At 62.7% G+C, this 25,591-nt stretch carries 21 protein-coding genes; 6 read left to right on the forward strand and 15 right to left on the reverse strand.

Features of this window, described 5'->3' with window-relative positions:
• Positions 1-225 precede the first annotated feature (225 nt).
• Both ilvD and AC3ISR_RS26735 read left to right on the forward strand, forming a co-directional pair.
• Positions 226-2,067, forward strand: coding sequence for a dihydroxy-acid dehydratase (ilvD, locus tag AC3ISR_RS26730; RefSeq protein WP_192297858.1), 1,842 nt, complete (start codon positions 226-228; stop codon positions 2,065-2,067).
• A 158-nt stretch (positions 2,068-2,225) separates the two neighbouring features.
• Positions 2,226-2,873 (forward strand): putative adhesin, encoded by a 648-nt coding sequence (locus AC3ISR_RS26735; protein ID WP_463983642.1) that lies wholly within the window; start codon positions 2,226-2,228, stop codon positions 2,871-2,873.
• A 56-nt stretch (positions 2,874-2,929) separates the two neighbouring features.
• On the opposite strand, the gene AC3ISR_RS26740 is transcribed toward AC3ISR_RS26735, so the two are convergent.
• The 4 genes from AC3ISR_RS26740 to AC3ISR_RS26755 form a co-directional block, all read right to left on the reverse strand.
• Positions 2,930-5,377: a TonB-dependent siderophore receptor gene (locus AC3ISR_RS26740; protein ID WP_463983643.1), complete on the reverse strand. Its 2,448-nt coding sequence runs from the start codon at positions 5,375-5,377 to the stop codon at positions 2,930-2,932.
• A 132-nt stretch (positions 5,378-5,509) separates the two neighbouring features.
• The gene (locus AC3ISR_RS26745) at positions 5,510-6,457 is read right to left on the reverse strand and encodes a FecR family protein (RefSeq protein WP_463983644.1); all 948 of its coding nucleotides are present in this window, start codon (positions 6,455-6,457) and stop codon (positions 5,510-5,512) included.
• Positions 6,454-6,987 (reverse strand): RNA polymerase sigma factor, encoded by a 534-nt coding sequence (locus tag AC3ISR_RS26750; protein ID WP_192297862.1) that lies wholly within the window; start codon positions 6,985-6,987, stop codon positions 6,454-6,456. Before AC3ISR_RS26750 ends, AC3ISR_RS26745 begins: the two co-directional genes overlap by 4 nt.
• A gap of 206 nt (positions 6,988-7,193) precedes the next feature.
• Positions 7,194-8,252, reverse strand: a complete 1,059-nt coding sequence (locus tag AC3ISR_RS26755; protein WP_370694873.1) for an HAD family hydrolase — start codon at positions 8,250-8,252, stop codon at positions 7,194-7,196.
• 239 nt (positions 8,253-8,491) lie between these two features.
• Here AC3ISR_RS26755 and AC3ISR_RS26760 point away from each other — a divergent pair, with 239 nt between their 5' ends.
• Positions 8,492-9,883, forward strand: a complete 1,392-nt coding sequence (locus tag AC3ISR_RS26760) for an L-cystine transporter (protein WP_192297863.1) — start codon at positions 8,492-8,494, stop codon at positions 9,881-9,883.
• Between the two features lie 142 nt (positions 9,884-10,025).
• Here the strand turns inward: AC3ISR_RS26760 and AC3ISR_RS26765 are convergent, their stop codons facing one another.
• Positions 10,026-10,538, reverse strand: a complete 513-nt coding sequence (locus tag AC3ISR_RS26765) for a dihydrofolate reductase (protein WP_192297864.1) — start codon at positions 10,536-10,538, stop codon at positions 10,026-10,028.
• A 69-nt stretch (positions 10,539-10,607) separates the two neighbouring features.
• Between AC3ISR_RS26765 and AC3ISR_RS26770 the strand changes: the two genes are divergently transcribed.
• Both AC3ISR_RS26770 and AC3ISR_RS26775 read left to right on the forward strand, forming a co-directional pair.
• A complete protein-coding gene (locus AC3ISR_RS26770; RefSeq protein WP_463983645.1) occupies positions 10,608-11,987 on the forward strand; it encodes a DUF2868 domain-containing protein in 1,380 nt (459 codons plus the stop codon).
• Positions 11,980-13,347 (forward strand): DUF3482 domain-containing protein, encoded by a 1,368-nt coding sequence (locus AC3ISR_RS26775; protein WP_226454580.1) that lies wholly within the window; start codon positions 11,980-11,982, stop codon positions 13,345-13,347. Before AC3ISR_RS26770 ends, AC3ISR_RS26775 begins: the two co-directional genes overlap by 8 nt.
• On the opposite strand, the gene AC3ISR_RS26780 is transcribed toward AC3ISR_RS26775, so the two are convergent.
• The 7 genes from AC3ISR_RS26780 to AC3ISR_RS26810 form a co-directional block, all read right to left on the reverse strand.
• Complete coding sequence (locus tag AC3ISR_RS26780) at positions 13,344-13,898, reverse strand: phosphonate degradation HD-domain oxygenase (RefSeq protein WP_226454581.1); 555 nt, start codon at positions 13,896-13,898, stop codon at positions 13,344-13,346. The genes AC3ISR_RS26775 and AC3ISR_RS26780 overlap by 4 nt on opposite strands.
• Complete coding sequence (locus AC3ISR_RS26785; RefSeq protein WP_463983646.1) at positions 13,898-15,031, reverse strand: TIGR03364 family FAD-dependent oxidoreductase; 1,134 nt, start codon at positions 15,029-15,031, stop codon at positions 13,898-13,900. The genes AC3ISR_RS26780 and AC3ISR_RS26785 overlap by 1 nt, the downstream gene beginning before the upstream one ends.
• Positions 15,032-15,156: 125 nt before the next feature.
• Positions 15,157-16,179: a putative 2-aminoethylphosphonate ABC transporter substrate-binding protein gene (locus AC3ISR_RS26790; RefSeq protein WP_192297869.1), complete on the reverse strand. Its 1,023-nt coding sequence runs from the start codon at positions 16,177-16,179 to the stop codon at positions 15,157-15,159.
• Positions 16,180-16,198: 19 nt separating this feature from the next.
• Positions 16,199-17,911, reverse strand: coding sequence for a putative 2-aminoethylphosphonate ABC transporter permease subunit (locus AC3ISR_RS26795; protein ID WP_463983647.1), 1,713 nt, complete (start codon positions 17,909-17,911; stop codon positions 16,199-16,201).
• A 1-nt stretch (position 17,912) separates the two neighbouring features.
• A complete protein-coding gene (locus tag AC3ISR_RS26800) occupies positions 17,913-18,977 on the reverse strand; it encodes a putative 2-aminoethylphosphonate ABC transporter ATP-binding protein (protein WP_192297871.1) in 1,065 nt (354 codons plus the stop codon).
• Between the two features lie 232 nt (positions 18,978-19,209).
• On the reverse strand, positions 19,210-20,073 hold the full coding sequence (locus AC3ISR_RS26805) for a LysR family transcriptional regulator (protein ID WP_192297872.1): 864 nt from the start codon (positions 20,071-20,073) through the stop codon (positions 19,210-19,212).
• A gap of 16 nt (positions 20,074-20,089) precedes the next feature.
• Positions 20,090-22,342, reverse strand: coding sequence for a heavy metal translocating P-type ATPase (locus AC3ISR_RS26810; RefSeq protein WP_463983649.1), 2,253 nt, complete (start codon positions 22,340-22,342; stop codon positions 20,090-20,092).
• A gap of 84 nt (positions 22,343-22,426) precedes the next feature.
• Between AC3ISR_RS26810 and cadR the strand changes: the two genes are divergently transcribed.
• Positions 22,427-22,867 carry a Cd(II)/Pb(II)-responsive transcriptional regulator gene (cadR, locus tag AC3ISR_RS26815; protein ID WP_192297874.1) on the forward strand — a complete coding sequence of 147 codons (441 nt, stop codon included), beginning with the start codon at positions 22,427-22,429 and terminating at the stop codon, positions 22,865-22,867.
• Between the two features lie 131 nt (positions 22,868-22,998).
• On the opposite strand, the gene AC3ISR_RS26820 is transcribed toward cadR, so the two are convergent.
• From AC3ISR_RS26820 to AC3ISR_RS26830, 3 genes are all read right to left on the reverse strand, one after another.
• Positions 22,999-23,832 carry a thymidylate synthase gene (locus AC3ISR_RS26820; RefSeq protein WP_192297875.1) on the reverse strand — a complete coding sequence of 278 codons (834 nt, stop codon included), beginning with the start codon at positions 23,830-23,832 and terminating at the stop codon, positions 22,999-23,001.
• Between the two features lie 54 nt (positions 23,833-23,886).
• On the reverse strand, positions 23,887-24,699 hold the full coding sequence (gene lgt / locus AC3ISR_RS26825) for a prolipoprotein diacylglyceryl transferase (protein WP_192297876.1): 813 nt from the start codon (positions 24,697-24,699) through the stop codon (positions 23,887-23,889).
• A 65-nt stretch (positions 24,700-24,764) separates the two neighbouring features.
• Positions 24,765-25,547, reverse strand: a complete 783-nt coding sequence (locus tag AC3ISR_RS26830) for a sulfite exporter TauE/SafE family protein (RefSeq protein ID WP_463983650.1) — start codon at positions 25,545-25,547, stop codon at positions 24,765-24,767.
• Positions 25,548-25,591: the final 44 nt, after the last annotated feature.

The following is a 25,591-nucleotide window of genomic DNA, read 5'->3' on the forward strand; positions in this document are numbered from 1 at the left end:
GCAGGCCCTGTATTGCCCCGTTCCCTCCAGCCGCCAGCGGTGTAGAATCGGCCCTATTCATCGCCAGTCATCCCCCGGCGGGTTTATGAGCTCGAGGCCCAAGCACGCGGCGATCCCGCGACGCGAGTGGCAACTTCCGGACACACGGCCATTTTTCGGGTGTTCCAGTAGTGAAATAGAAGCTCACTCCCCTTTAGTACTTGATTAGCCGCCCGGAGTGCTCCAATGCCTGATTACCGCTCGAAAACATCCACCCACGGCCGCAACATGGCCGGCGCGCGCGCACTGTGGCGTGCCACGGGGATGAAAGATGACGACTTCAAAAAGCCGATCATCGCGATTGCCAACTCGTTCACCCAGTTCGTACCCGGCCACGTCCACCTCAAGGACCTGGGCCAACTGGTCGCCCGCGAGATCGAACGCGCCGGCGGTGTGGCTAAAGAATTCAACACCATCGCCGTCGACGACGGCATCGCCATGGGCCATGACGGCATGCTGTATTCCCTGCCGAGCCGCGAGATCATCGCCGACTCCGTGGAATACATGGTCAACGCCCACTGCGCCGACGCCATCGTGTGCATCTCCAACTGCGACAAGATCACCCCCGGCATGCTGATGGCTGCCCTGCGCCTGAACATCCCGGTGATCTTCGTCTCCGGCGGCCCGATGGAAGCCGGCAAGACCAAGCTCGCCTCCCACGGCCTCGACCTGGTGGACGCCATGGTCATCGCCGCCGATTCCAGCGCTTCTGACGAGAAGGTCGCGGAATACGAGCGCAGCGCTTGCCCAACGTGCGGCTCGTGCTCCGGCATGTTCACCGCCAACTCGATGAACTGCCTGGTGGAAGCCCTGGGCCTGGCCTTGCCGGGCAACGGTTCGACACTGGCCACCCACAGCGACCGCGAGCAGCTGTTCCTGCAGGCCGGCCGCACCATCGTCGAATTGTGCAAGCGTTACTACGGCGAGAACGATGACTCGGTGTTGCCGCGCAACATTGCCAACTTCAAGGCGTTCGAAAACGCCATGACCCTGGACATCGCCATGGGCGGTTCCACCAACACCATCCTGCACTTGCTGGCCGCGGCCCAGGAAGCCGAGATCGATTTCGACCTGCGCGACATCGACCGCCTGTCCCGCCACGTGCCGCAGCTGTGCAAAGTCGCGCCGAACATCCAGAAGTACCACATGGAAGATGTGCACCGCGCCGGCGGGATCTTCTCGATCCTCGGCTCCCTGGCCCGTGGCGGCCTGCTGCACACCGACCTGCCGACCGTGCACAGCCGCAGCATGGAAGAAGCCATCGCCAAGTGGGACATCACCCAGACAGACGACGAAGCGGTGCACCACTTCTTCAAGGCTGGCCCGGCCGGCATCCCGACGCAAACCGCGTTCAGCCAGTCGACCCGTTGGGACACGCTGGATGACGACCGTGAAAACGGCTGCATCCGCAGCGTCGAGCACGCCTACTCAAAAGAAGGCGGCCTGGCCGTGCTGTACGGCAACATCGCTCTGGATGGCTGCGTGGTGAAAACCGCCGGTGTGGATGAATCCATCCACGTCTTCGAAGGCCGCGCCAAGATCTACGAAAGCCAGGACAGCTCGGTTCGCGGCATCCTCGCCGACGAAGTGAAGGAAGGCGACATCGTGATCATCCGCTACGAAGGCCCGAAAGGCGGCCCGGGTATGCAGGAAATGCTCTACCCGACCTCCTACCTGAAATCCAAGGGCCTGGGCAAAGCCTGCGCCTTGCTGACCGACGGCCGTTTCTCCGGCGGCACCTCGGGCCTGTCCATCGGCCACGCTTCGCCAGAAGCCGCAGCCGGTGGCGCGATTGGCCTGGTGCAGGACGGCGACAAGGTGCTGATCGACATTCCGAACCGTTCGATCAACCTGTTGATCAGCGATGAAGAACTGGCGGCACGCCGGGTCGAGCAGGACAAGAAGGGGTGGAAGCCGGTGGAGAAGCGTCCGCGCAAAGTCACCACCGCGTTGAAAGCCTATGCCCTGCTGGCCACCAGTGCCGACAAGGGTGCCGTGCGTAACAAGGCGATGCTTGACGGGCTATAACCCCCCTCAGCGCCTCAAAAATGCCCCGATCTTCGGGGCATTTTTTTGCCCCCTCGCTGGAACCAAATGTCATCAGCTACCGATAAACAAACTGACCCTACCGAACTCAGCACTGCAAATGCCCGTTCATGGTTTCAGTTTTCTAACAGGTAACGCTCATGCCCAGAATCGCGCCTGCACCTTCTTTCACTGTTGCCCCGCCCCTCCAGCATCCTCCACAACACAAAGCAAACCTGCCGCCAAACGGGGCAACGGCCCTTGGTGAACATTTCTACCTATTCCAAGGCCCGACACAGCAGTCTCCCAGAAAACTGGTCATCAGCGCCCATGGCGCCTACCTTCCGGGTATGAACTTGAAAGTGCCAGAGAACACGTCTCTTGTTTTTTATGGCCCGGATGGCCATTCGCTGCAAGACCCCACCCTGGGTGGCGTAGCCCGAGAAGCCGTGAATATTTACGAGAAAACGCGCCCTGGTGAAAAAGTCCGAAATTATCTGCTCGGCAAATACCCGGAAGACTCTTACAACAACATTCGGTATACCGTGAACAACTCGGACTACGACGTGCTGACTGTGCGCAACCGGAAAAACCCTTCACTCGCCTTGAGGAACATAGCCATCACTTTGCAGGATGCCCTGACGGAGGTGAATAACAAGGGGCTGCAGTATCAAGAGATTCACGCTTCATTCTGTCGCCCGAACCTGCTTAATCCTGCAGCACCTCTATACCGTGCCACTTTGCGCGAAGAAAGTTGCGATACAGTCCCGGCAACTGGAGCGCCGATACAGGATAAGTCGTCAGGCTGAAACGCCGCGCATAAAAAGTGCCCGCCAAGAGCCGGGCATTTTTTATCCGGCTGACATCAGAACTGTGGGGTGTAGGTCATGGTGAACATCACATTGCGCGGGTCGCCATAGTAGTTACTGCCCCAGTTCGCGTTGTACGCCGGGATGTAGTACTTCTTGTCGAACATATTGTTCAGGTTCGCCGCGACGGTGAACTCCTGGTTGATCTTGTAAGCCACCCGCGAATCCCACAGTGCATTGCCCGGCACGCTGAAGGTGCGATCGTAGGCGACAGTGCTGCTTTGCGCCGTCACGCCAGCGCCGACGCTGAACTTCTGCCAGTCCCCCGGCAATTGGTAGTCGCCCCATACCTTGAGCAGGTGCTTGGGTGTCCAGGTGCTGAAGACCTTGCCTTCGTACGTGTCGTCCTTGAGGAACTTGGTGGTGTTGTAGGTATAGCTGGAGACCAGTTGCAGACCCGGCAGCACTTCACCGCCCAATGTGGCTTCAAAGCCCTGGCTGCGGACCTTGCCCGAGGCCACCGAGCAGTACCAGCCATTGCAGTTCATCGGCCCTTGCAGGTCCTGGACGCCACGGTTTTCCTGGTCGTAGCGGAAGATCGCAAACGAGGTGTTGAGGCGACCATCGGCCAGTTCACCCTTGATGCCCAGCTCGTAGTTCTTGCCCTCGATAGGCTTGAGCAGCGAGCCGGAGGTGGTCAGGTTGGTTTGCGGCTCGAACGCATCGGCGTAGCTGGCGTAGGCCGACCATTGATCGTTCAGGGCATAGACCAGGCCTGCATACGGGGTGACCTTGCCGGAGGTTTGCGTGGTGCTTTCCTCGGCAGCGTCGTACACGCCCTGGCGACCGTTCTGGCCGATGTAGGAGTACTCATACCAACTGGTGCGCGCGCCGAGGATCAGCGTGAGCGGGTCCAGCACCTTGACGCGCCAGGTGCCGTAGATGCCTTTCTGGCGAATGTCATACCAGCTCTTCGAGGCGTTCCCGGCCTGGAACAACTGGTATTTGTCGCGCTGCACACGGTTGTGGTCGATGTTGAAAATATCCGCGCCATTCGTTGCCGCCCGCGCCCACTGGTCGTCGGTGGTGAGTTTGGAATAGTTGGCGCCCAGGACCATTTCCTGTTGGAAACCCAGGCCGTCGAACTTGCCGTTGACATACACATCCGCGCCACGACTTTTGGTATTGAAGTCGGTCACCCAGTCGATGTAGCGCACATTGCCCGTATCACCGGGGTTGGGGACGGTGTCCCACGTTGCCTGGTAAGTCGCGTCGTTGTGCTCGTCCATTGCCACCAGCGCAGCCTTCACTTTCCAGTCATCGTTGAAACGATGCTCCAGGTCGGCGAACACCTGGGTCTGGTTGTTGACGGCACGGTTCCAGCTGGCGCCGACAAAGGTCGAACGCGGCAGGCCGATATCACTGCCATTGGCGTAGCGGGGCAACGACATGAAATTGGGGCGTGAATGGCCTTTCTGGTTACTGATGCCGACGCCCACGGTAGTGTCTGGCGTGAAGTCGTAGTCGACGGCGCCGTAGACGGTCTGGTTCCAGCCGCCCGCGTAGTCGACGAAGGAGTTGGTGGTGTCGTAATCCGCCACAAACCGGCCGCGCAAGGTGCCTTCCGGGTTGAGCGGGCCACCGGCATCGACTTGGGTGCCGTAGTGGTCCCACGAGCCGGCCTTGGCGGTGATGGTCACTGTGGGCGCCTGCTGGCCACGCTTGCGCACCAGATTCATGGTGCCGCCGGGGCTGTTGGCGCCTTGCAGCAAGGCGGCCGGGCCACGCAGGGTTTCGACGCGGTCGTAGATCGCCATGTTTTCGGTGAGGTAGCTGCCCAGCGTGTAGGTGTTACGCGGGATGCCCACGCCGTCGTATTGCAGCGTGCCCACTTCGAAACCACGGGAGAAGATGAACATGCCAGGGCCAGGAGATTTGGTCGCCGTCAGGCCGGGCGTGCGCTTGACCACGTCGGACAGCTTGGTGGTGTTCTGGTCGTCCATCTGCTTGCGGGTCATGACGCTGACCGACTGCGGGATGTCCTTGAGTTTCTGCTCGCCCTTGCCGATGGTCACGGCACCCGTGGTGTAGGAGCCGGTACCTTCGGTGGTGACGCCCAGGCGCTCGGCACTGATGGTGGTGGCGCCGACTTCGAGGGCGCCACCGGCGTCCACACGCTTTTCCAGGGTGACGGTATCGGCATTGATAAACGCTGCGCTCAAGCCCGTGCCGCCGAGCAGTTGCCCCAAGGCTTCACGCTGCCCCAGGTTGCCCTTCACCCCCGGCGACACCACCCCCTGGGTCAACTCACCATTCACCAGCACCTGCACCCGCGTCACCGCCGAAAACGCCGCCAACGCACCGTCCAGGCTTCGCCCTGGAATATCGAAGCGGTAGGTCTGGGCCTGGGTGGTCTCAGCAGCCTGCAAATACAGCGGCGCAGTGCCGCTGGCCAAGGAAATAGCCAGTGCCAGCAAGGGCCGTGCGGCGTATCGGTGTGCCATGGATGGTGCTCCCCGGTGCAAAAAAGTCGGTGATCGGCGCCGCACTACTTGAGAGTGCTTACTATTTACGCCTCAGTGATCAAGGACGATGGCTTGCGGGGAAACCCTGAAAATATTTTGCAAAAGTTGCAGCTAAGAGGCTTTGCCTTCGCGCAACACCAGCAAATACGGGGTGTAGTGCTCGGCATGCAGGTTGAGGGTGTATTCCAGCGCCTTGATTACGGCATCGGGTTTGTCGATCTCAAACACGCCGGAGACCACGCGATTGCGCAACGCGTCACCAAGCACCAAGGTCTTGCCGGGCCAGTAACGGTTCAACTCGTTGACCACTTCCGACAGCGGCTGTTGGCGGAACACCAGTTGGCGCTGGCGCCAGGCAAAACCGCTGGCGGGATCGAAAGCGTGCACGTCGGCGAGGCGCTGGTCCTGATATTCCACCGCCCGTCCCGGCTCCAGGTAGACCGGCTCGCCCATGCCCGCACTGACCTGCACCTTGCCCTGGGCCACCTGCACCCGCGTCTGCGCATCGCGCCGCGCCACGCTGAACTGGGTGCCGACCACCTTGACCCAGCCCTCACCGGACTGCACCACGAACGGCCGCGCCGGGTCCTTGGTCACGCTGAAAAAACCTTCGCCACGCAGCAGACGAATCTGACGCTCGCCGCCGCTCATGCGCACTTGAATCGCGCTGTCGGTGTTGAGTTGCAACTGAGAGCCATCGGCCAATTCGACGGTGCGCGATTCGCCGGTGCTGGTGGCGTAGTCCGCGCGCAGGCGGTCGAGCCAGGGCGTGTTCTGCACGGTCAGCCCAACCGCCAGCAGCACGGCAGCGGCATAAGCCCAGCGCCGCGCGGGTTTGCGCCACGCGGCCTGCTCGGCGCGGCGGATCAACCGTGCCGGTTCACGCAAACCGCCGAGCATCGCCTGCACTTCCTGCCAGGCTTCATCCTGGGCATTGCCCTGGCCGAGCCAGGCGGCGAAGGCGTCCATTTCAGCCGGCGTCACGTCCTCGGCCTGTAGGCGGAAATACCAGCCGGACGCTTGTTCAAACAGCTCGTCGGCAGTGGGTAACGCAGTCATGTCCGACGTCCTTGTGCATCGCAGGCAAGCCGCGTCTTGATGTAGGCGCGGCATTCAATCAAGGCGCGACGCAATTGGTATTCCACGCTGCGCGGGGTGATCGACAGGCGTTCGCCAATCTGGCGGTAGGAAAGTTCGTCGACATGATAGAGCAGGAAGATCTGCCGAGTCGCCTCGGGCAACGCCAGGATCGCGTCCTGCATCAGTTGCTCCTGCTGGTAGGCGGCCAATTGTTCATCGGCGCCGGGGTTGCTGCACGGCAGTTCTTCGCTGGGCTCGCCGGCGTCCAGGCGCTCACGGCGAATAGCCTGGCGCTGGTGATCGCGCACCAGGTTACTGGCGATGGTGAAGAGGAAGGCCGGGAGGTTGTCGATCTTCTCGCCGGAGTCCAACCGGGCCAGGCGCAGGAACGATTCCTGGGTCAGGTCGGCGGCTACCTGAGCGCTGCCGGTGCGGCGGGTGACGAAGGCTTCGAGGGCTTTCTTCTGCTCCGCGAACAGGCGCGCGATCTGCGAATTCCAGGAGAGCACGGCACTACCTTGAGATGAACGAGGGGTTCAGGAGGTGCGCACGCTAGCAGAGGATGAGATTGGTTCGCAATTGAAATCTATTTTTTACTGTGGGTGTTGTGGCGTTCTTCAGGGAGCCATCGCAGGCAAGCCAGCTCCCACACTTGACCGGGTTCACACGGTCAAAATGTGGCAGCTGGCTTGCCTGCGATAAGGGCGACTCGGTGTCACTGAATGTCGTCAGGCTTCACAATCACCCAATTCTTGTCCGCCGTCACCGCCAGCCCTTCCTTGGCCTGCGCCGCCGCGTGCTTGGCCATCATGCCGTTGAGCTGGGTCATGTATTTGTCCTTGCGGTTGATCCACAAATGCACACCGCCCTTGGCCACGTCCACATCGTGGAACAGCATGTAGCCATCGCTCGTTGGCGTGTCGCCGCCCACCAGCACCGGTTTTTTCCACTCGTCGATGTAGGTCAGGATCGCCGCGTGTTTACCGGCCATCCAGGTGGCCGGGGTCCACAGATAAGGGGTGAGTTCGAGGCCGAGGTTGGCTTTCTCGTCATATTTGCCGGCGCTGATCTGTTTGCGTGCGGTGGTCAACTCGCCGGTCTTGCGGTCCTTGAGCAGGGTGGTCACGCCGATGACGTTCTCGGGTTTGACGTTGTAGCCGTACTTCGGATCGGCGGCGACCATGCGCACCAGTTCTTCCGAGGCAGCGGTCATCACATACACGTCGATGCCGTTTTCCATCAGCTTGTTGTACAGCTCCTGCTGGCCGGTGAAGACTTTCGGCGGCTGCACTTCGGATTTTTTCACCACGTCGCCTTCGAAATAGCTGACAGGCACCGGCTTGCCGGAGGCCATCAGTTCGTCGACCTGGACCTTGAGCTCCTTGAGGGTGAACCCCGAAAACACCTGGGCGACCCACGGGTAGCAGACCATGTCGTCCACTTCGCAGAGGCGATAGTAGTAACTGAACAGACTTTCCTTATGGTCGGCAGTGTCTTTGAACGGCATAAGCTTGAGCGACGGATCAAGGCTGTCGCGGGTGATCAGGCCCTTGTTTTCCATGTAGGGCAACAGGGACTCTTCGAGGTCGTAGCGGTAGCTGGTGTTGTCCATGTCGAACACCGCGAAATTGCCCTTGTTGGCGTTGGCGGCGATCATTTTGTTCAGTTGCTCGGCGGCCGGGGCCGGCCAGTGTTTCAACTCGGTGGCGGCCATGGCGTGGCCAGCAAGGCCCAGGCACAGCGCGGCGGCAAACATTCTCGAAGCGAGCTTCATATGCGTTTTCTCCCTGAGTGAAAGACATCGACGCTAACAAATCCCTGTGACAGTTAGCGCCCGAGCACGACCGCTTGCGTCCTGATTCCGCCAACGCCATATACCTGAGCGTCAAAGGCTTATTCCAAAAGCGACAGTCACCATTCGATATCGGTATTAAATCAATATATTTCAAGCTGTTAGGATTTCCGGTTCGCAATCGCAGGCTCACGCGATTGGCAGCCTCTGACGGAGCTTCAATGAATCTGCCTCTGATTCTCAACTTACTGGTGTTCGTGGTCCTGTTACTGGGCCTGGCACAAACCCGCCGCACAAACTGGAGCCTGGCCAAAAAGGTGTTGTTCGCCCTGGCCCTGGGCGTGGCGTTCGGTGTGGCACTGCATAGCATTTATGGCGCCGGCAACCCGGTGCTCAAGGCTTCTATCGGCTGGTTCGACCTGATCGGCAACGGTTATGTGCAATTGCTGCAAATGATCGTGATCCCGCTGGTATTTGCTTCGATCCTCAGCGCCGTGGCGCGTTTACACAACGCCGCGTCCCTGGGCAAGATCAGCTTCCTGACCATCGGCACGCTGTTGTTCACCACCGCGATCGCGGCGTTGATCGGTATCGGCCTGACCAACCTGTTCGGCCTCACCGCCGAAGGCCTGGTGGCCGGTACCCAGGAAATGGCGCGCCTGCAGGTGATCCAGAGTGATTACGCGGGCAAGGTCGCCGACCTGAATATCCCGCAGTTGCTGCTGTCGTTCGTGCCGTCGAACCCGTTCGCCGACCTGGCGCGGGCCAAGCCGACGTCGATCATCAGCGTGGTGATTTTCGCCGCGTTCCTGGGGGTTGCCGCGCTGCAACTGCTCAAGGATGACGTGGAAAAAGGCCAGAAAGTGCTCAACGCCATCGACACCCTGCAAGCCTGGGTGATGCGCCTGGTGCGCCTGGTGATGAAATTGACGCCGTACGGCGTATTGGCGCTGATGACCAAGGTGGTCGCCGGTTCCAACTTGCAAGACATCATCAAGCTCGGCAGTTTCGTGGTGGTGTCGTACCTGGCCCTGGGCCTGATGTTCGTGGTGCACGGCCTGCTGCTGTCCCTGGCCGGGATCAACCCGCTGCGCTTTTTCCGCAAGGTCTGGCCGGTGCTGACGTTTGCCTTCACCAGCCGCTCCAGCGCGGCGGCGATCCCGCTGAGCATCGAGGCGCAGACCCGTCGCCTGGGCATCCCGCACTCCATCGCCGGTTTCGCCGCCTCGTTTGGCGCGACCATCGGCCAGAATGGTTGCGCGGGTCTTTACCCGGCGATGTTGGCGGTGATGGTGGCGCCGACCGTGGGCATCAACCCGCTCGACCCGCTGTGGATCGCGACGCTGGTGGCGATTGTGACCCTGAGTTCGGCCGGTGTGGCGGGTGTGGGCGGCGGCGCGACGTTTGCCGCGCTGATCGTGCTGCCGGCGATGGGCTTGCCGGTGTCATTGGTGGCGTTGCTGATTTCCGTGGAGCCGCTGATCGACATGGGCCGCACGGCGTTGAACGTGAACGGCTCGATGACGGCCGGGGCGATTACCAGCCAGATCATGGGGCAGACGGATAACGCCGTATTGGATGCCGATGAGCACGCCGAACTAGCCCAAGCCTAAACTTGTAGTGAGCGGGCTTGCACCCGCGCTGGGCGGCGAAGCCGCCCCAAAACCAGACACCGCGTTTTTCCTGAAACACCGCGGCGTACCTGTTGGGGCGGCTTCGCCGCCCAGCGCGGGCAAGCCCGCTCACTACGGGCTGTCAGGCTTTTTTCCAGACTTCGAAGTTGTAGGCAGGCTTGTCGCCTTCAGCCGGATTTTCTTGGTTGGAAACCAGCTTCCACTGGTTCAAATCAAACTCCGGAAACCACGCATCCCCCTGCGGGCTCAATGCCACCCGCGTCAAATACAGGCGATCGGCCTGCTCCAGCCCCTGCGCATACAACTGCGCACCGCCGATCAGCATCAGCTCATCCACGCCCTGCTCCAGCGCCCACGCTTCGGCGCGCTCAACCGCAGCGTCCAGCGACGGAAAAACCTCGGCACCTTCCAGCACCAGATCGGTCTGACGGCTGACCACAAGGTTCAAGCGCCCCGGCAACGGTCGGCCCAGGGAATCCCAGGTCTTGCGCCCCATGATGATCGGCTTGCCGAGCGTGGTGGCCTTGAAATATTTGAAATCCCCCGGCAAATGCCAGGGCATGCTGTTGTCGACGCCGATCACGCGGTTTTCACCGAGGGCTGCGATCAGGCTTAAAGGGAGAGTTTTTTTCATGGCGACGAGAATACCAGAGCCCCGAGTCAGGGGTTATGCTCCAGGCTCACAAACACAACAGGACGGCGCGTGACTGCACTGACCCCGCTGCAAAAACTCTGGCTGACAGAAACCGTGCGCCTGCGCGAAGAACACGCGGGGCCCCTGGACGACCAGGAAGCCAACCGCCTGGCCCGCGCGGCCGGTGGCGATTTGCCGATGCGTATCCAGCGCCGCGCCCTGCACCTGGCCGAGCGCGATGGCCTGAGCGCCGCCCTCACCCGCTGGCTGCAAGGTGCGCGCCTGGCGCTGGTGCTGCTGGCCATCGTCGCGCTGATCAGCGGCGCCGGCCTGGCCTTCGCCGCGCTGGGCAACGGCCTGGCCCCGGTGAATGTGTTCTGGGCCTTGGGCAGCCTGCTCGGTTTGAATCTGATCCTGCTGATCAGTTGGGCCTTGGGCCTGCTGTTTGCCGGCGAACACGGCGCCAGCCTGGGGCGGCTATGGTTGTGGCTCAGCGAAAAACTCGCTCGCGACGCCAAGGCCGCACAATTGGCACCGGCGTTGTTGCTGTTGCTGCAACGCCAGAAACTCAATCGCTGGGCCGTCGGCGTGCTGGTCAATGGCCTGTGGCTGCTGGCCATGCTCAGCGCCCTGGCGATCCTGCTGACGCTGCTCGCCACCCGCCGCTACGGCTTCGTGTGGGAAACCACCATCCTCAGCGCCGACACCTTCGTCGCCGCAACCCAAACGTTGGGCAGCCTGCCCGCGCTGCTGGGCTTCAACGTACCAACCGTCGAGATGATCCGCGCCAGCGGCGATTCCGCGCTGAACATCGAACGCGCCCGCCAGGCCTGGGCCGCTTGGTTGGTAGGCGTGCTGCTGGTCTACGGCCTGCTGCCGCGTCTGCTCCTCGCCCTGCTCTGCCTGTGGCGCTGGCAACGCGGGCGCGCCGCCCTGCGCCTGGACCTCAACCTGCCGGGCTACAGCCAGCTGCGTGAACGCCTGATGCCAAGCAGCGAACGCCTCGGCGTCAACGACGCCGCACCGGAGCAGCTGCCCCCTGTCAGCGGCGGCGTCAGCGACCTGCACAGCGACGGCGCCCTGCTGGTGGCCATCGAACTGGACGACCAGCATCCATGGCCGCCCAAGCTGCCTGCCAACGTCAACGATGCCGGCATCCTCGACAGCCGCGAATCGCGCCACAAACTGCTGGAACAACTCACGCGCTTCCCGCCCGCCCGCCTGGCCATCGCCTGCGACCCACGACGTTCGCCGGATCGCGGCAGCCTCGCGCTGATCGCCGAACTCGCCCGTAGCGCCGCCGCCACCCGTGTGTGGCTGCTGCAAGCACCGCCCGGCCAGGCGCTGGACGCCGAACGCCTGGGCGACTGGCACAGCGCGCTGCAACAGCTTGAGCTGCCCTTCGCCGACTGCGCGCCGCTGAACTGGCTGGAGACCGGTCATGACTAAACCGCTGAAACTCGCCGTGGTCGGCCACACCAATGTCGGCAAAACCTCGCTGCTGCGCACTCTGACCCGCGACGTGGGCTTCGGCGAAGTCTCCCACCGCCCCAGCACCACACGGCATGTCGAAGGTGCGCGCTTGTCGGTGGACGGCGAAGCCCTGCTGGAGTTGTACGACACCCCCGGCCTGGAAGACGCCATCGCCCTGCTCGACTACCTGGAGCGCCTGGACCGACCGGGTGAACGCCTCGACGGCCCGGCCCGGCTGGCGCGGTTCCTCGAAGGCAGCGAAGCGCGCCAGCGTTTCGAACAGGAAGCCAAGGTGCTGCGCCAACTGCTGGCCTCGGACGCCGGCCTGTATGTGATCGACGCCCGCGAGCCGGTGCTGGCCAAGTACCGCGACGAGCTGCAAGTGCTGGCCAGTTGCGGCAAGCCGTTACTGCCGGTGCTCAACTTTGTCAGCAGCAGCGACCACCGCGAACCGGACTGGCGTGAAGCCCTGGCCCGCCTGGGCCTGCATGCACTGGTGCGGTTCGACAGCGTCGCACCACCGGAAGACGGCGAGCGCCGCCTGTACGAAAGCCTCGCCCTATTGCTGGAAAACGCCCGGCCGCAGTTGGAGCGCCTGATTCTTGACCAGCAGGCCCAGCGCCAGGCCCGTCAGCAAAGCGCGGCGCGGTTGATCGCCGAGCTGCTGATCGACTGTGCCGCGTGCCGTCGCAGCGTGGTCACCGAAGATGAGCCGCACGCCATCAACGAGCTGCGCAAGGCCGTGCGCCAGCGCGAACAGAAATGCGTGGAAGCGCTGCTCAAACTGTTCGGCTTTCGCCCGCAAGACGCCGCCGCCAGCGATTTGCCGCTGCTTGACGGGCGCTGGGGCGATGACCTGTTCAACCCGGAAACCCTCAAGCAACTCGGGGTGCGCGTCGGTGGCGGGATCGCCGCCGGGGCCGCCGCCGGGGCGGGTGTGGATCTGCTGGTCGGCGGCCTGACCCTCGGCGCCGCCGCCCTGGCCGGGGCGATTGCCGGTGGTGCGCTGCAAACCGCGCGCAGCTACGGCAGCCGGCTGCTGGGCAAGATCAAAGGCCAACGCGAACTGACCGTGGACGACAGCGTGCTGCGCCTGCTCGCGCTGCGCCAACGTCAGTTGCTCAAGGCCCTGAACCTGCGTGGGCATGCGGCGATGCACAGCATCAAGGTCGATACGCCCCAGGACAAAAGCTGGCGCGAGGGCAAATTGCCGGACGCGCTGCACAAAGCTCGCGCCCATCCGCAATGGTCGTCGCTCAACCCCCACGCCAAACTCAGCCAGGCCGAACGCCAGGAGCAGGTCGAAGCACTCGCCCAGCGCCTCGACGAAACCTAAGCCGCCAACACCTGCCGCGCCTTGGCCTTGAGCACCTCAAGGTCGAGCAGCGGCACATGCATCTGCTTGGCCTGCTCGTCCCAATGACGCATGCGCAGGCTGACCGCGCAGAGCGGGTCCTGCTCAAAGGCCTGGGCTTCTTCGGCGGTCATCATCCCGCCCTGATAGCCCAGGGTGCGACGGCTGGCTGCGCTCAATCGGGCGTAGTAGCCCGGTTGGTTGAACGTCAGGTAGCGCTTGGCTTGCACGTGATATTCCACGAGCCTGGCCAAGCGTTCGCTGAACCCGGCGCGGCGCAGGTAATCCGCGCCCAGCCGTTCGTGGCTGACCACGCCGTAGCCGCCCATGTCCGCGCCGCCTTGGCCGCACAGATGCCCGATGTCGTGGAAAAACGCCGCCAGCACCACTTCATCGTCAAACCCTTCCAACATGGCAAGCTGCGCGGCCTGGGACATGTGCTCGATCTGCGACACCGGCTCGCCGATGTAATCCGCCGCGCCGTGTCGCTCGTACAGGCCAAAGACCTCGGCAATCGCCTGTTCCGGGCTCATCACACACTCCCCCACAACGCGCTGATATTGCGCTCGGCCAGCGCCGGCCCGACGCTCATGCCCACGCCGGTGTGCATCAACGCTGCACTCACCCCCGGTGCCGCCCGCAGGAACGAGAACGGCCCCGGCCCCCGTGCCCCGTATACGCCCTGCCAGCGCTCCAGCACCTGGAGCCTACAACCCAGGGTCTGCTCGGCCAGTTCGATCATCCAGTCGTCGACCTGCTCGGCGTTGAACGGCGAGGCATCGCTGCCGTAGGCATGGGAGTCGCCGATGATCAGCTCGCCATAGGGTGTCGGGCTGATCAGCAGGTGGATGCCGTGCTCGTGCAGGTGCGGCACATCGCGCAGGATCTGCGCCCGCACCGTCGCCGCCTCGGGCAGGTCAGCGAAGGCGCCGTAGTGCACGCAACTGAGGCCGGTGAGCAAGGCGTGTTGCAGGTTGAGATTGACCGCTGGCCGTGCGCGCAGCATTTGCAGGCGACAGATACTTGGGTTGAGTTCGGCCATCGCGTCGGCCAGCAGGGTTTGGTAATCGTGACCGGAGCAGACGATGATCTGCTCGCCGCGAAAACTGCCCGCCGTACTGTGCAGCAGGCCTGGTTCCACATCGCGTACCAGGGTGGAGAAATGAAACTCCACGTTCAATTCGTCGCGAAGGTAGTTGATCAACGCCGGGAGCGCTTCGCGCGAATACAGTTGCTGGTCGTCCTTGCCGTGCAACGCGGCACGGTGATGGCGGAACTGGCCGCCATACAAATCCTTCATCGCTGCGCCTTGCAGCAATTCGACGTGGTAGCCGTGTTCCTTGGCGCGGCCGGCGCAGAAGGCTTCGAGCAGATGCTCTTCGGCTTCGTTGCGGGCGAACAGGTAGGCGCCGTTGCGCTTGAGCTGCAGGCCGGCGGCCTGGGCCCAGTGGCCCCAGATGTCACGGCTTTGCCGCGCCAGGTCGAGCATCGTGCCTGGCGGCTGGCCGGTGACCAGGGCCTGGCCGAAGTTGCGTACCGAGGCGCCCAGGGGCGTGGCGCTGCGTTCGAAGACCTTGACCTTGAGGCCGCGTTTGGCGGCGGCATAGGCGTGGGACAGGCCGAGGATGCCGGCGCCGACAATTAAAAGGTCGGTGGGGTGTGTCATGGAATGATGTCCTGAATTCAAGACCGCCTTCGCGAGCAAGCCCGCTCCCACATTTGAATGTGTTCACAAATCAAAATGTGGGAGCGGGCTTGCTCGCGAAGAGGCCAGCAGCCCTAACGAAAAAATTACTGACCGGCGACCTTCTCCGACTTCCCGTCATAGCGCTTGCGCCATTCGGTGAGGATGCTGTCGCGGTTCTTCGACGCCCAGGCAAAGTCGTTCTTGATCAGCCGCTGCTCATAATCGGCCGGCAATTCGGTCTGCGGCTTGGCAATCCCCGGCTGGGCGAGCACGGCGAAGTTGTCCTTGTACAGCGCCATCGCCGCCGGGCTGGCGGAAAAGTCGGCGAGTTTTTTCGCCGCGTCGGCGTGGGCCGTGCCCTTCATCACGGCCGTCGCTTCAATGTCCCAACCCAGGCCTTCTTTCGGCAGGATGATGTCCAGCGGCGCGCCCTGGCGCTTCAACTGCACGGCCGGGTATTCAAAGGAAATCCCGATCGGGAATTCACCAGACGCCGCCAGCTTGCACGGCTTGGAGCCCGAGTGAACGTACTGGCCGATGTTCTGGTGCAGGTCGTCCATGTACTGCCAGCCCTGCTTCTCGCCATAGGTCTGCAACCACGCGCTCACATCCAGGAAACCGGTGCCGGACGAGGCCGGGTTGGGCATCACGATCTTGCCCTTGTACTCAGGCTTGGTCAGGTCTTGCCAGCTCACCGGCTTGCTTAGGCCCTGCTTTTCGGCTTCAACGGTATTGAAGCAGATGGTCGCGGCCCACACGTCCATGCCGACCCAGGCCGGGGGGTTGGCAGGGTCACGGTAGTTTTTGCCGATTTTGTCCAGGTCCTTGGGGGCGTAGTTATCCAGCATGCCTTGCTGATCGAGGATCGCCAGGCTCGACGCGGCCAGGCCCCAGACCGCGTCGGCTTGCGGGCGGTCTTTCTCGGCCAGCAGCTTGGCGGTGATGATGCCGGTGGAGTCGCGCACCCACTTGATTTCGATGTCCGGGTTGGCCTTTTCGAAGGCTTGCTTATAGGTCTTCAACTGCTCGGCTTCGAGGGCCGTGTACACCGTAAGGTCGGTCTTGGCGAAGGCATTCAGGCTGAATGCAGACAGTACGGCAGCGACCAGCGCCAGGGGTTTGAACATGGAACACCTCCTATCGGGATTATTGGCCCGGCGCGCTCTGGCGCCAGGCTTGGGAGCGACGCAACGCGCCGCGTGAGGCCCACGCCAGCAACAGCGAGACGCCGGCCGAGGTGAACAGGATCAAGGTCGACATGGCCGCCGCGCCGCCCACGTTGCCGGCATCGTCCATGTTCAACACGGCGACGGCGGCGAGGATGGTGTCGGGGCTGTAGAGGAAAATCGCGGCGGATACGGTGGTCATCGCCGATACAAACAGGTAGCGCACGATGTCCAGCAGCGCCGGCAGGCAGATCGGCACGGTGACTTTCAGGTAATGGCGATACAGCGGCGCCTTGAGGGACAGCGCGGCGGCTTCGAACTCGGCGTCCAGCTGGCGCAACGCCGTGGTGGCGGTCATCTGCGCGGTGGTCAAATAATGCGCAATGGTGCACACCACCAGCAGGGTCATGGTTCCGTAGAACACATGCAGCGGGTTGCTGTTGAGGTTGAAAAAGAACACGTAGCCCAGACCCAGCACCAACCCCGGCACGGCCATCGGCACAAAGCTGAGCAGGCGCAGCGCGAGGTTGAGGCCCTTCTGGCCCTTGGTCTTTTCCATCAGGTAGGCGCCGGTGAAGATCAGCACGCTGCCGATCAACGCGGTGCACAAGGCCAGGGTCAGGCTGTTGCGATAGGCCAGCCAGCCGCCGCCGGCAGTGTCTTCGAACTGGTAGTGGTTCAGCGACAGCGACAGGTTGTACGGCCAGAATTTCACCAGCGAGGAGTACACCGCCATGCCGAACACCAGCAGCAAAACGGCGCAGATCAGTAGGACGATGGCCAGGTAGCAGCCGTCCCTTGAACGCGATGGCAGCGGTTGGAACACTTGGGCGCGGCCGCTCATGGAGTCGCCATGACGGCGGCGCAACCACGCATCCACGCCGAAGCTGAACAGCGCCGGCAACAGCAACACCATGCCGATCAACGCGCCGCGACCGAACTGTTGCTGGCCGACCACCGCCTTGTACGCCTCCAGCGCCAGCACCTGATAATCGCCGCCGACCACCACGGGCACGCCGAAGTCGGTGATGGTCAAGGTAAACACCAGACAGAATGCCGCGAATACCGCCTGGCGCGTGGCCGGCCAGGTGATGCTGCGAAACGCCCGGGCCGGGCTCGCCCCCATGCTGGAGGCCGCGTCGAACAGGCGCGCATCCGCCAGGGACAGCGCCGACAGCAGGATCATCAAGGCGTGTGGGAAGGTGTAGATCACTTCACCCAGAACGATGCCCCAGAAGCCGTAGATATTCTCCGAGAGCAAGCCGCGCAACATACCCTGGTTGCCGAATAGATAAACCAGCGCAATCCCCGGCAGCATCGACGGTGCCATCAACGGCAGCAGGGACAGGCCGCGCCAGATCGCCTTGGCGGGAATCAGCGTGCGTTGCAGGGCGTAGGCAAACAGGTAGGCCAGCGGTACGACGATGGCCGCGACGCTGAGGGAAACTTTCAGACTGTTGCCGAGCAACCAGTGGAAGTTGGCGCTGCTGATCAGTGCTTTAGCCGCGACCAGACCGCCGCCCTGCCCCGCTTCGCTGCTGAAACCACGCCAGAAGATCGCCAGCAACGGCAGCAACACGGCGACGCCCAGCAAGCACAGCCAGAGCAGTTTGCCGCCGACCACAAACAGGCGGTCGCCCAGTTCCGCACGGGAAGCCTGGCGCACGGCGGGCAAGGTCATGACAACGGCCATCTCAGGCAAACACCTGCAGGCTGCGCGGCGGCAAGGCCACCCAGATGTCCTGGGCGCCCAGGCGCGGCATGGCTTCCGGGGCCAGTTCGGCGAGCAGCGCATGGCCGGGTAACTGCTCAAGCTCAAAGCTCATGCGGCAGCGGTTGCCGAGGAACGTGACCTCGCGGACCTTGGCCGGGAACAGGTTTTCTTCATGCACCGGCGGGTTGACGCTGATGGCTTCCGGGCGGCAGAACAGGCGGCCGGACTTGGCCACGCCGGCATCATCGGCCAAGCGCATGTTCATCCCGCCGACCTGGGCGTGGCTGGCGCTGTTGCGGCTGAATGGCAACCAATTGCCCTGGCCGACAAATTCCGCCACGAACGACGTGGCCGGGCGGTCGTAGATTTCCTGGGGCGTGGCATACTGCTCGACCTTGCCGTTGTTCATCACGGCGATGCGGTCGGCCATCAGCATGGCCTCGTCCTGGTTGTGGGTGACCATCAGCGTGGTGATGCCCAGGCGCCGTTGCAGTTGGCGCAGTTCGGTGCACAGATGCTCGCGCACACGGGCGTCGAGGGCGGACATCGGTTCATCCAGCAGCAATAACGACGGCGCAGGCGCCAGCGCCCGGGCTAGAGCCACGCGTTGTTGCTGGCCGCCGGAGAGTTGGCCGGGGTATTTCTTTTCACTGCCGACCAGGCCGACCAGTTCCAACATCTGAGCGACACGCTTGCGCACTTCATCGCGGCCGCTGCCGGTGAGGCCGTAGCCGATGTTCGCTTCGACGGTCAGGTTGGGAAACAGGGCGTAGGACTGGAACAGAATGCCGTAGTCCCGCGCCTGGGGTGGCAGCAGGGAAACGTCGCGGTTGCCCAGGTAAAGTTCGCCGCTGTCCTGGCGCTCGAGCCCGGCGATGCAGCGCAGCAAGGTGGTCTTGCCACAGCCGGACGGGCCCAACAGGCACACCAACTCACCGGCGGCGACGTCCAGGGATACGTTATCGAGCGCAGTGAAGGCGCCGAAGCGTTTCTGGATATTGCGCACCTTCATCGGCGCGCCGGGTTGGCTCAGGGCAGTGTTCATGCGTGGCACCTCATCAAACGGATGAGGGTCATGCTAGGTAGGCAATGCGTCGCGCGTGTGGCAGGAAGGCAAAAGGTGGTGATAGTGGTATTGGTGGATTTGGGTAGGGGTCAAAGGGGTGTGGTGCCTGCACTGCCACTTTCGCGGGCAAGCCCGCTCCCACACTTGATCGGGTTCACACGGTCAAAATGCGGGCTTGCCCGCGAAGAGGCCCTCAAGACCACCATAGAACTCAGAGGGGCGACATTTCCTGCGCCAACCCCAGAAACGCCGCTGGCAGCCGTGCGTTTTTTCTTTCCTTGAGGCAGTACAAATACTCCGGAATCTGCGGCGCATGCTCGATGGTCAGCACCCGCAATTGCGGGTCATGGGGCACTTCCTGGCGCGCAATGATGCTGATGCCGATATTGCGCAACACCGCCTCGCGGATCGACTCGCGACTGCCGATTTCCAGCAGCGGCCCGTAGCTCACGCTAGCGCCCTGCAACATCTCTTCCGTCAGCCGCCGTGTGGTCGAGCCCGCTTCACGCATCAACAAGGTATGCCCGGCCAGGGCACTGAGGGGCACATGGTCGAGCTTGGCCAGGGGATGGTCGCGATGCACCGCCAGCACCAGCGGGTCGGTGCCCAATACCCGGCGGATCAGGCGTGGGTCTTCCACCAACTGCGAGGACGCGGCGACATCGACGCGGTAATCGTCCAGCGCTTCGAGCACCTGTTGGGAGTTGCCGATTTCCACCGACACGTCCACCTGCGGCAGGCGTTCGCGGAAGGCTTTGACCAGGTCGAGGATGTAATACGGCGCCGTCGCGGCAATCCGCAATGCGCCCTGGACCTGGCCGTTGTTGCGCAGGAAAAACTCGATGTCCGCTTCCTGCTGCAACAGCGCCTTGACCATCGGCAGCAGCCGCGCGCCTTCATCGCTGACGGTCAGACGCCGGCCACCACGGTAGAACAGCTCAACACCGTATTGGCTTTCGAGGTTGCGAATCTGGGTGGTCACCGTGGGCTGGCTCAGGCCGAGTTTTTTCGCCGCCTGGGTAATGCTGCCCAGGCGCGCGACCATGTAAAAAGCCTTCAACTCGGCACTCAGCACGCCACCCTCACATCCATTATTTGCGCAACAGGCGCAGGCCATTGAACACCACCAGCAGGCTGACGCCCATGTCGGCAAACACCGCCATCCACATGGTGGCCATGCCCAGGAACGTGACTGCGAGGAAGATCGCCTTGATCACCAGCGCCAGGGCGATGTTCTGCCGCAGGATACTCGAGGTTTGCCGCGACAACCGAATGAATGCGGGAATCTTGCGCAGATCATCGTCCATCAGGGCCACATCGGCCGTCTCGATGGCGGTGTCGGTGCCGGCGGCGGCCATGGCGAAACCGATCTCGGCACGGGCCAGGGCCGGGGCATCGTTGATACCGTCGCCGACCATGCCGACGCGATGGCCTTGGCCATAGAGGGTTTCGATGGCTTGCAGTTTATCGGTGGGCAACAGGTCGCCACGGGCCTGATCGATGCCGACCTGGGCGCCAATCGCCTGGGCGGTGTGGGTGTTGTCGCCGGTGAGCATCAGGGTCTTGATGCCCAGCGCGTGCAGTTGCTGGATGGCTTCGCGGCTGCTGTCCTTGACCGTGTCGGCCACGGCAAACAGCGCCAGCGGGCCGGACTTGTCGAGCAACAGCACCACGGACTTGCCTTGTTTTTCCAGGGCGAAGAGTTTTTCTTCCAGCTCCGGCGAGCACAGGCCGAGGTCCTCCACCAGGCGGTGGTTGCCCAGGTGATAGGTTTCGCCGTTGATGTCGCCACGCACACCACGGCCCGCCAGCGCCGCGAAGTTATCCACAGCGTGCAGCGCCAGGTTTTTATCCACAGCCGCATTGGCGATGGCGAGGGACACCGGGTGGTCGGAACGTCCGGCCAAACTCGCGGCTAACGCCGGTGCGCTGGCTTCGACGTTGGGGAACAGCGCCAGGTAATCGGTTTGCACCGGCTTGCCGTGGGTGATGGTGCCGGTCTTGTCGAGGGCCAGGTAGTCGAGTTTGTAGCCGCCCTCCAGGTAGACGCCGCCCTTGATCAGGATGCCTTTGCGCGCCGCCGCCGCGAGGCCGCTGACGATGGTCACGGGCGTGGAGATCACCAGCGCACACGGGCACGCCACCACCAGCAGCACGAGGGCGCGGTAGATCCAGTCGAACCACACGCCGGCCATGAACAGCGGCGGGATCAGGGCTACGCCGAGGGCAAACAGGAATACCGCCGGGGTGTAGACCCTGGAGAAACTGTCGACAAAGCGCTGGGTCGGCGCGCGGGCGCCTTGGGCCTGTTCCACGGCGTGAATGATCCGCGCCAAGGTGGAGTTGTTGGCCGCTGCGGTGACTTTGTATTCCAGAGCGCCGGCCTGGTTGATGGTGCCGGCGAAGACCTTGTCGCCCACGGTCTTTTCAATGGGCAGGCTTTCGCCGGTGATCGGCGCTTGGTCAATGGTCGATTGGCCCGCAGTGACTTCACCGTCCAGGCCGATGCGCTCGCCAGGCTTGACCCGCACGATAGCCCCAAGATCGATGCTTTTGACCTCTTGTTCAGCCCACGAACCGTCGGCCTGCCGCACCGTGGCCTGTTCGGGGGTCATCTGCATCAGGCCGCTGATAGCGTTGCGCGCACGGTCCAGGGATTTGGCTTCGATCAGTTCGGCGACGGTAAACAGGAACATCACCATGGCCGCTTCCGGCCACTGGCCGATCAGGATTGCGCCGGTCACCGCGATGCTCATCAGCGCGTTGATGTTCAGGTTGAGGTTTTTCAGGGCGATCCAGCCCTTTTTGTAGGTGGTAAGGCCGCCGCTGAGGATCGACACCAGCGCCACTAGGGCAATCACCCAGGTCGGCGCGGCGTTAGTGAAGTGCAGCACTTCGGCGCCCAATGCACCGACGCCGGACAATGCCAGCGGCCACCAGTGTTTCTTGGCCGGTGGTGCGGCAGCCGGGGTGCCTTCCTCGATGGGGTCGGCCTGCATGCCGATGGATTTGATCGCGGCGATGATCGGCGCGGTGCTCGGCAGGTCGTGGGTGACGCCGAGGATGCGGTTGATCAGGTTGAATTCCAACTGCTGGATGCCGGCGAGCTTACCCAGTTTGTTCTGGATCAGCGTCTGCTCGGTGGGGCAGTCCATGGCTTCGATGCGGAACGTGCTCAAGCGCGAGCCGGCGGTGGGCGCCTCGTTCAGCGTCACCTTTGCCGCAGCCGGGCTGGCGGAACAGCAGGAATCGCCGTGGCCGTTTTTATGCACAGGCGTGAGTTTATGCTCGCCATGATCATGGTCGTGCTTGTGTTTATGCGGGGTGTGGATGGAATCGCTCATCAGGTCGCGTCCGTAAGGTGCCTGTTGCCAAGTAAAGACCCTGTAGCCACTATAGGGTCAAGCACCCATTTGGAGATTGCGGCGATGAAGATCGGCGAACTGGCGAAACTGACCGACTGCCCCGTGGAAACCATCCGCTATTACGAGAAGGAAGGCCTGCTGCCGCCGCCGGCGCGCACCGAGGCCAATTACCGCGTGTACACCCAGGCGCACACCGAGCGGCTGATCTTTATCCGCAATTGCCGCAGCCTGGACATGACCCTGGAGGAGATCCGCAGCCTGCTGGGCTTGCGCGACAGTCCGCAGGACCAGTGCGAAAGCGTGAATGCGTTGATCGACGAGCATATCCACCATGTGAAAGCGCGGATCGACGGGCTGTTGGCGTTGCAGGAACAGTTGCTGGACCTGCGCCAGCGTTGTGGCGGTGGGGAGCAGTGCGGGATTTTGCAGCGGCTTGAAGTCAGCGGAAGCGTGGCGGCCAGTGAGGCTGAGCCTTCCCATGTGGGCAGAAGCCACGGCCACTAACTCAAGTGAATACGGACTAAATGTGGGAGCGGGCTTGCTCGCGAATGCGGTGTGTCAGCTAACACATCTGCAAGCTGATCCACCGCTTTCGCGAGCAAGCCCGCTCCCACACAAGCTAGATCCCACATTGATCAGATGGCGACATCAGCCTTGATGCTCGGATCGGCGTCGTAACCCACAATCTCGAAATCTTCGAACTTGTAGTCATAGATCGACTCAGGCTTACGCTTGATCACCAACTCCGGCAGCTTCTTCGGCGTACGCGCCAGCTGGGTCTGGATCTGTTCCATATGGTTACTGTACGCATGGGTGTCGCCAGTGGTGACGATGATCTCGTGGGGGATCAGGTCGCACTGCTGCGCCAGCATATGGGTGAGCAGCGCCAGCGCCGCGGTGTTGTACGGCAGGCCGAGGAACACGTCGGAGCTGCGGATATACAACTGCATCGACAGGTGACCGTCATGCACGAAGGCCTGGTACAGCAGGTGGCACGGTGGCAGGGCTTGCTTGCCGTTGCGCGCGTTTTCCTGGGGGCTCAGGGTCTCGTCGGGCAGGTACTCGACGTTCCAACCGTGGAACAGGATGCGGCGGCTGTTGGGGTTGGTCTTGAGCGTATGCACCATGTAGTCGATCTGGTTGATCGTGCCACCGTCCTTGGTCGGCCAGGCGGTCCACTGCTCGCCGTAAACCGGGCCCAGGTCACCGTCTTCGGTGGCCCATTCGTCCCAGATCTTCACGCCGTTTTCATTCAGCCACTTGATGTTGGTGTTGCCGCTCAACATCCAGATCAGTTCGTTGGCGATGCTTTTGAAGTGAAGCTTCTTGGTGGTCAGCAGCGGAAAGCCGTCGGCCAAGTTATGCCGATACTGACGGGCAAACACGGCCTTGGTGCCGGTGCCGGTGCGATCGCCCTTGGTCAATCCATTGGTCACGACGTCGTTCAGTAGTTCGAGATATTGCTTCATCTTTTTACCCGTATCGTTGAAGCCGAGGCAGGGCAACCGCCTCGGCATTCGAATTTAAAGCGCAGTGTTCTTCAGCGGCTGCGGGCGATTGTACGCCCACCACAGCAGGCCCAGGCCAGCGAGGATCATCGGCAGGCTGAGGATCTGACCCATGGTCACCCAGCCCCACGCCAGGTAGCCCAACTGTGCATCCGGCACGCGCACGAATTCGACGATGAACCGGAAGATCCCGTAGAACAACGCGAACATGCCCGACACAGCCATGGTTGGGCGCGGCTTGCGCGAGAACAGGTAGAGAATCAGGAACAGTGCCACGCCTTCCAGCGCGAACTGGTAGAGCTGCGACGGATGGCGCGGCAGTTGCGCCGGGTCGCTGAAGGGCGGGAACACCATCGCCCACGGCACGTCGGTCGGCTTGCCCCAGAGCTCGGCGTTGATGAAGTTGCCGATGCGCCCGGCCCCCAGGCCAATCGGTACCAGCGGCGCGACGAAGTCCATCAGTTCGAAGAACGACTTGCCGTTGCGACGGCCGAACCACCAGGCAGCGATCATCACGCCGACAAACCCACCGTGGAACGCCATGCCACCCTTCCACACTTCGAAGATCAGCGTCGGATTGGCGATGTACGCCGACAGATCGTAGAACAACACGTAGCCCAGGCGCCCGCCGACGATCACCCCCATCGACAGCCAGAAGACCATGTCGGAGAGCTTCTCCTTGGTCCAGGTCGGGTCGAAACGGTTCAGGCGCCGGGAAGCCAGCAGCCAGGCGCCGCCGATACCGATCAGGTACATCAACCCGTACCAGTGGATTTTCAGCGGACCGATGGCCAGGGCCACCGGGTCGATCTGCGGGTAAGGCAGCATTGCGACTCCTCGTTAAATCATTCGTTATAGCGCCCGGACCATGCCGGGGCGCGATTAAGGCTGCGTTACAGCAAGAAATTCAAACCGACGCAAAACAGCAACCCGGCAAACAGGCGCTTGAGCAAGCGCGGCGACAGTTTGTGCGCCAGGCGCGCGCCGAAACGGGCAAACACCATGCTGGTCAGGGCAATGCCCAACAGCGCCGGCAAATACACGAACCCTAGACTATGAGCGGGCAGCAGCGGGTCATGCCAGCCCAGAATCATGAAACTTAATGCACTGGCCAGGGCAATCGGCAGGCCGCACGCCGATGAGGTGGCCACCGCCTGCTGCATCGGCACGCTGCGCCAGGTCAAGAACGGTACGGTCAACGAGCCGCCGCCGATGCCGAAAATCGCCGACGCCCAGCCGATCACCGTGCCGGCCAGGGTCAGGCCGAGTTTGCCCGGCACCGTGCGACTGGCCTTGGGCTTGACCTCCAGGGCCAGTTGCAGCGCGATCACCAAGGCGAACACACCGATGACCTTCTGCAAGTGCGGGCCGGAGATGGCTTCGGCGGTCAGTGCGCCAAAACCGGCGCCGATCAGGATGCCCACGGTCATCCACACAAAGATCGGCCAACGCACCGCGCCACGCCGGTGGTGCTCACGCACGGCGTTGATCGAGGTAAAAATGATGGTCGCCAGGGAGGTGCCCACGGCCAGGTGGGTCAGCACCTGGGGGTCGAAGCCCTGCAAGGTGAAGCTGAACACCAGCACCGGCACGATGATGATCCCGCCGCCCACCCCGAACAGCCCGGCCAGCACACCCGCACAGGCGCCCAGCGTCAAATACAGCAAAAATTCCATGGGAGCCCCCAAATCAAGTCCGGCATGTTAACGGATGGAAGGCA

Source organism: Pseudomonas sp. GL_117, from assembly GCF_057835125.1.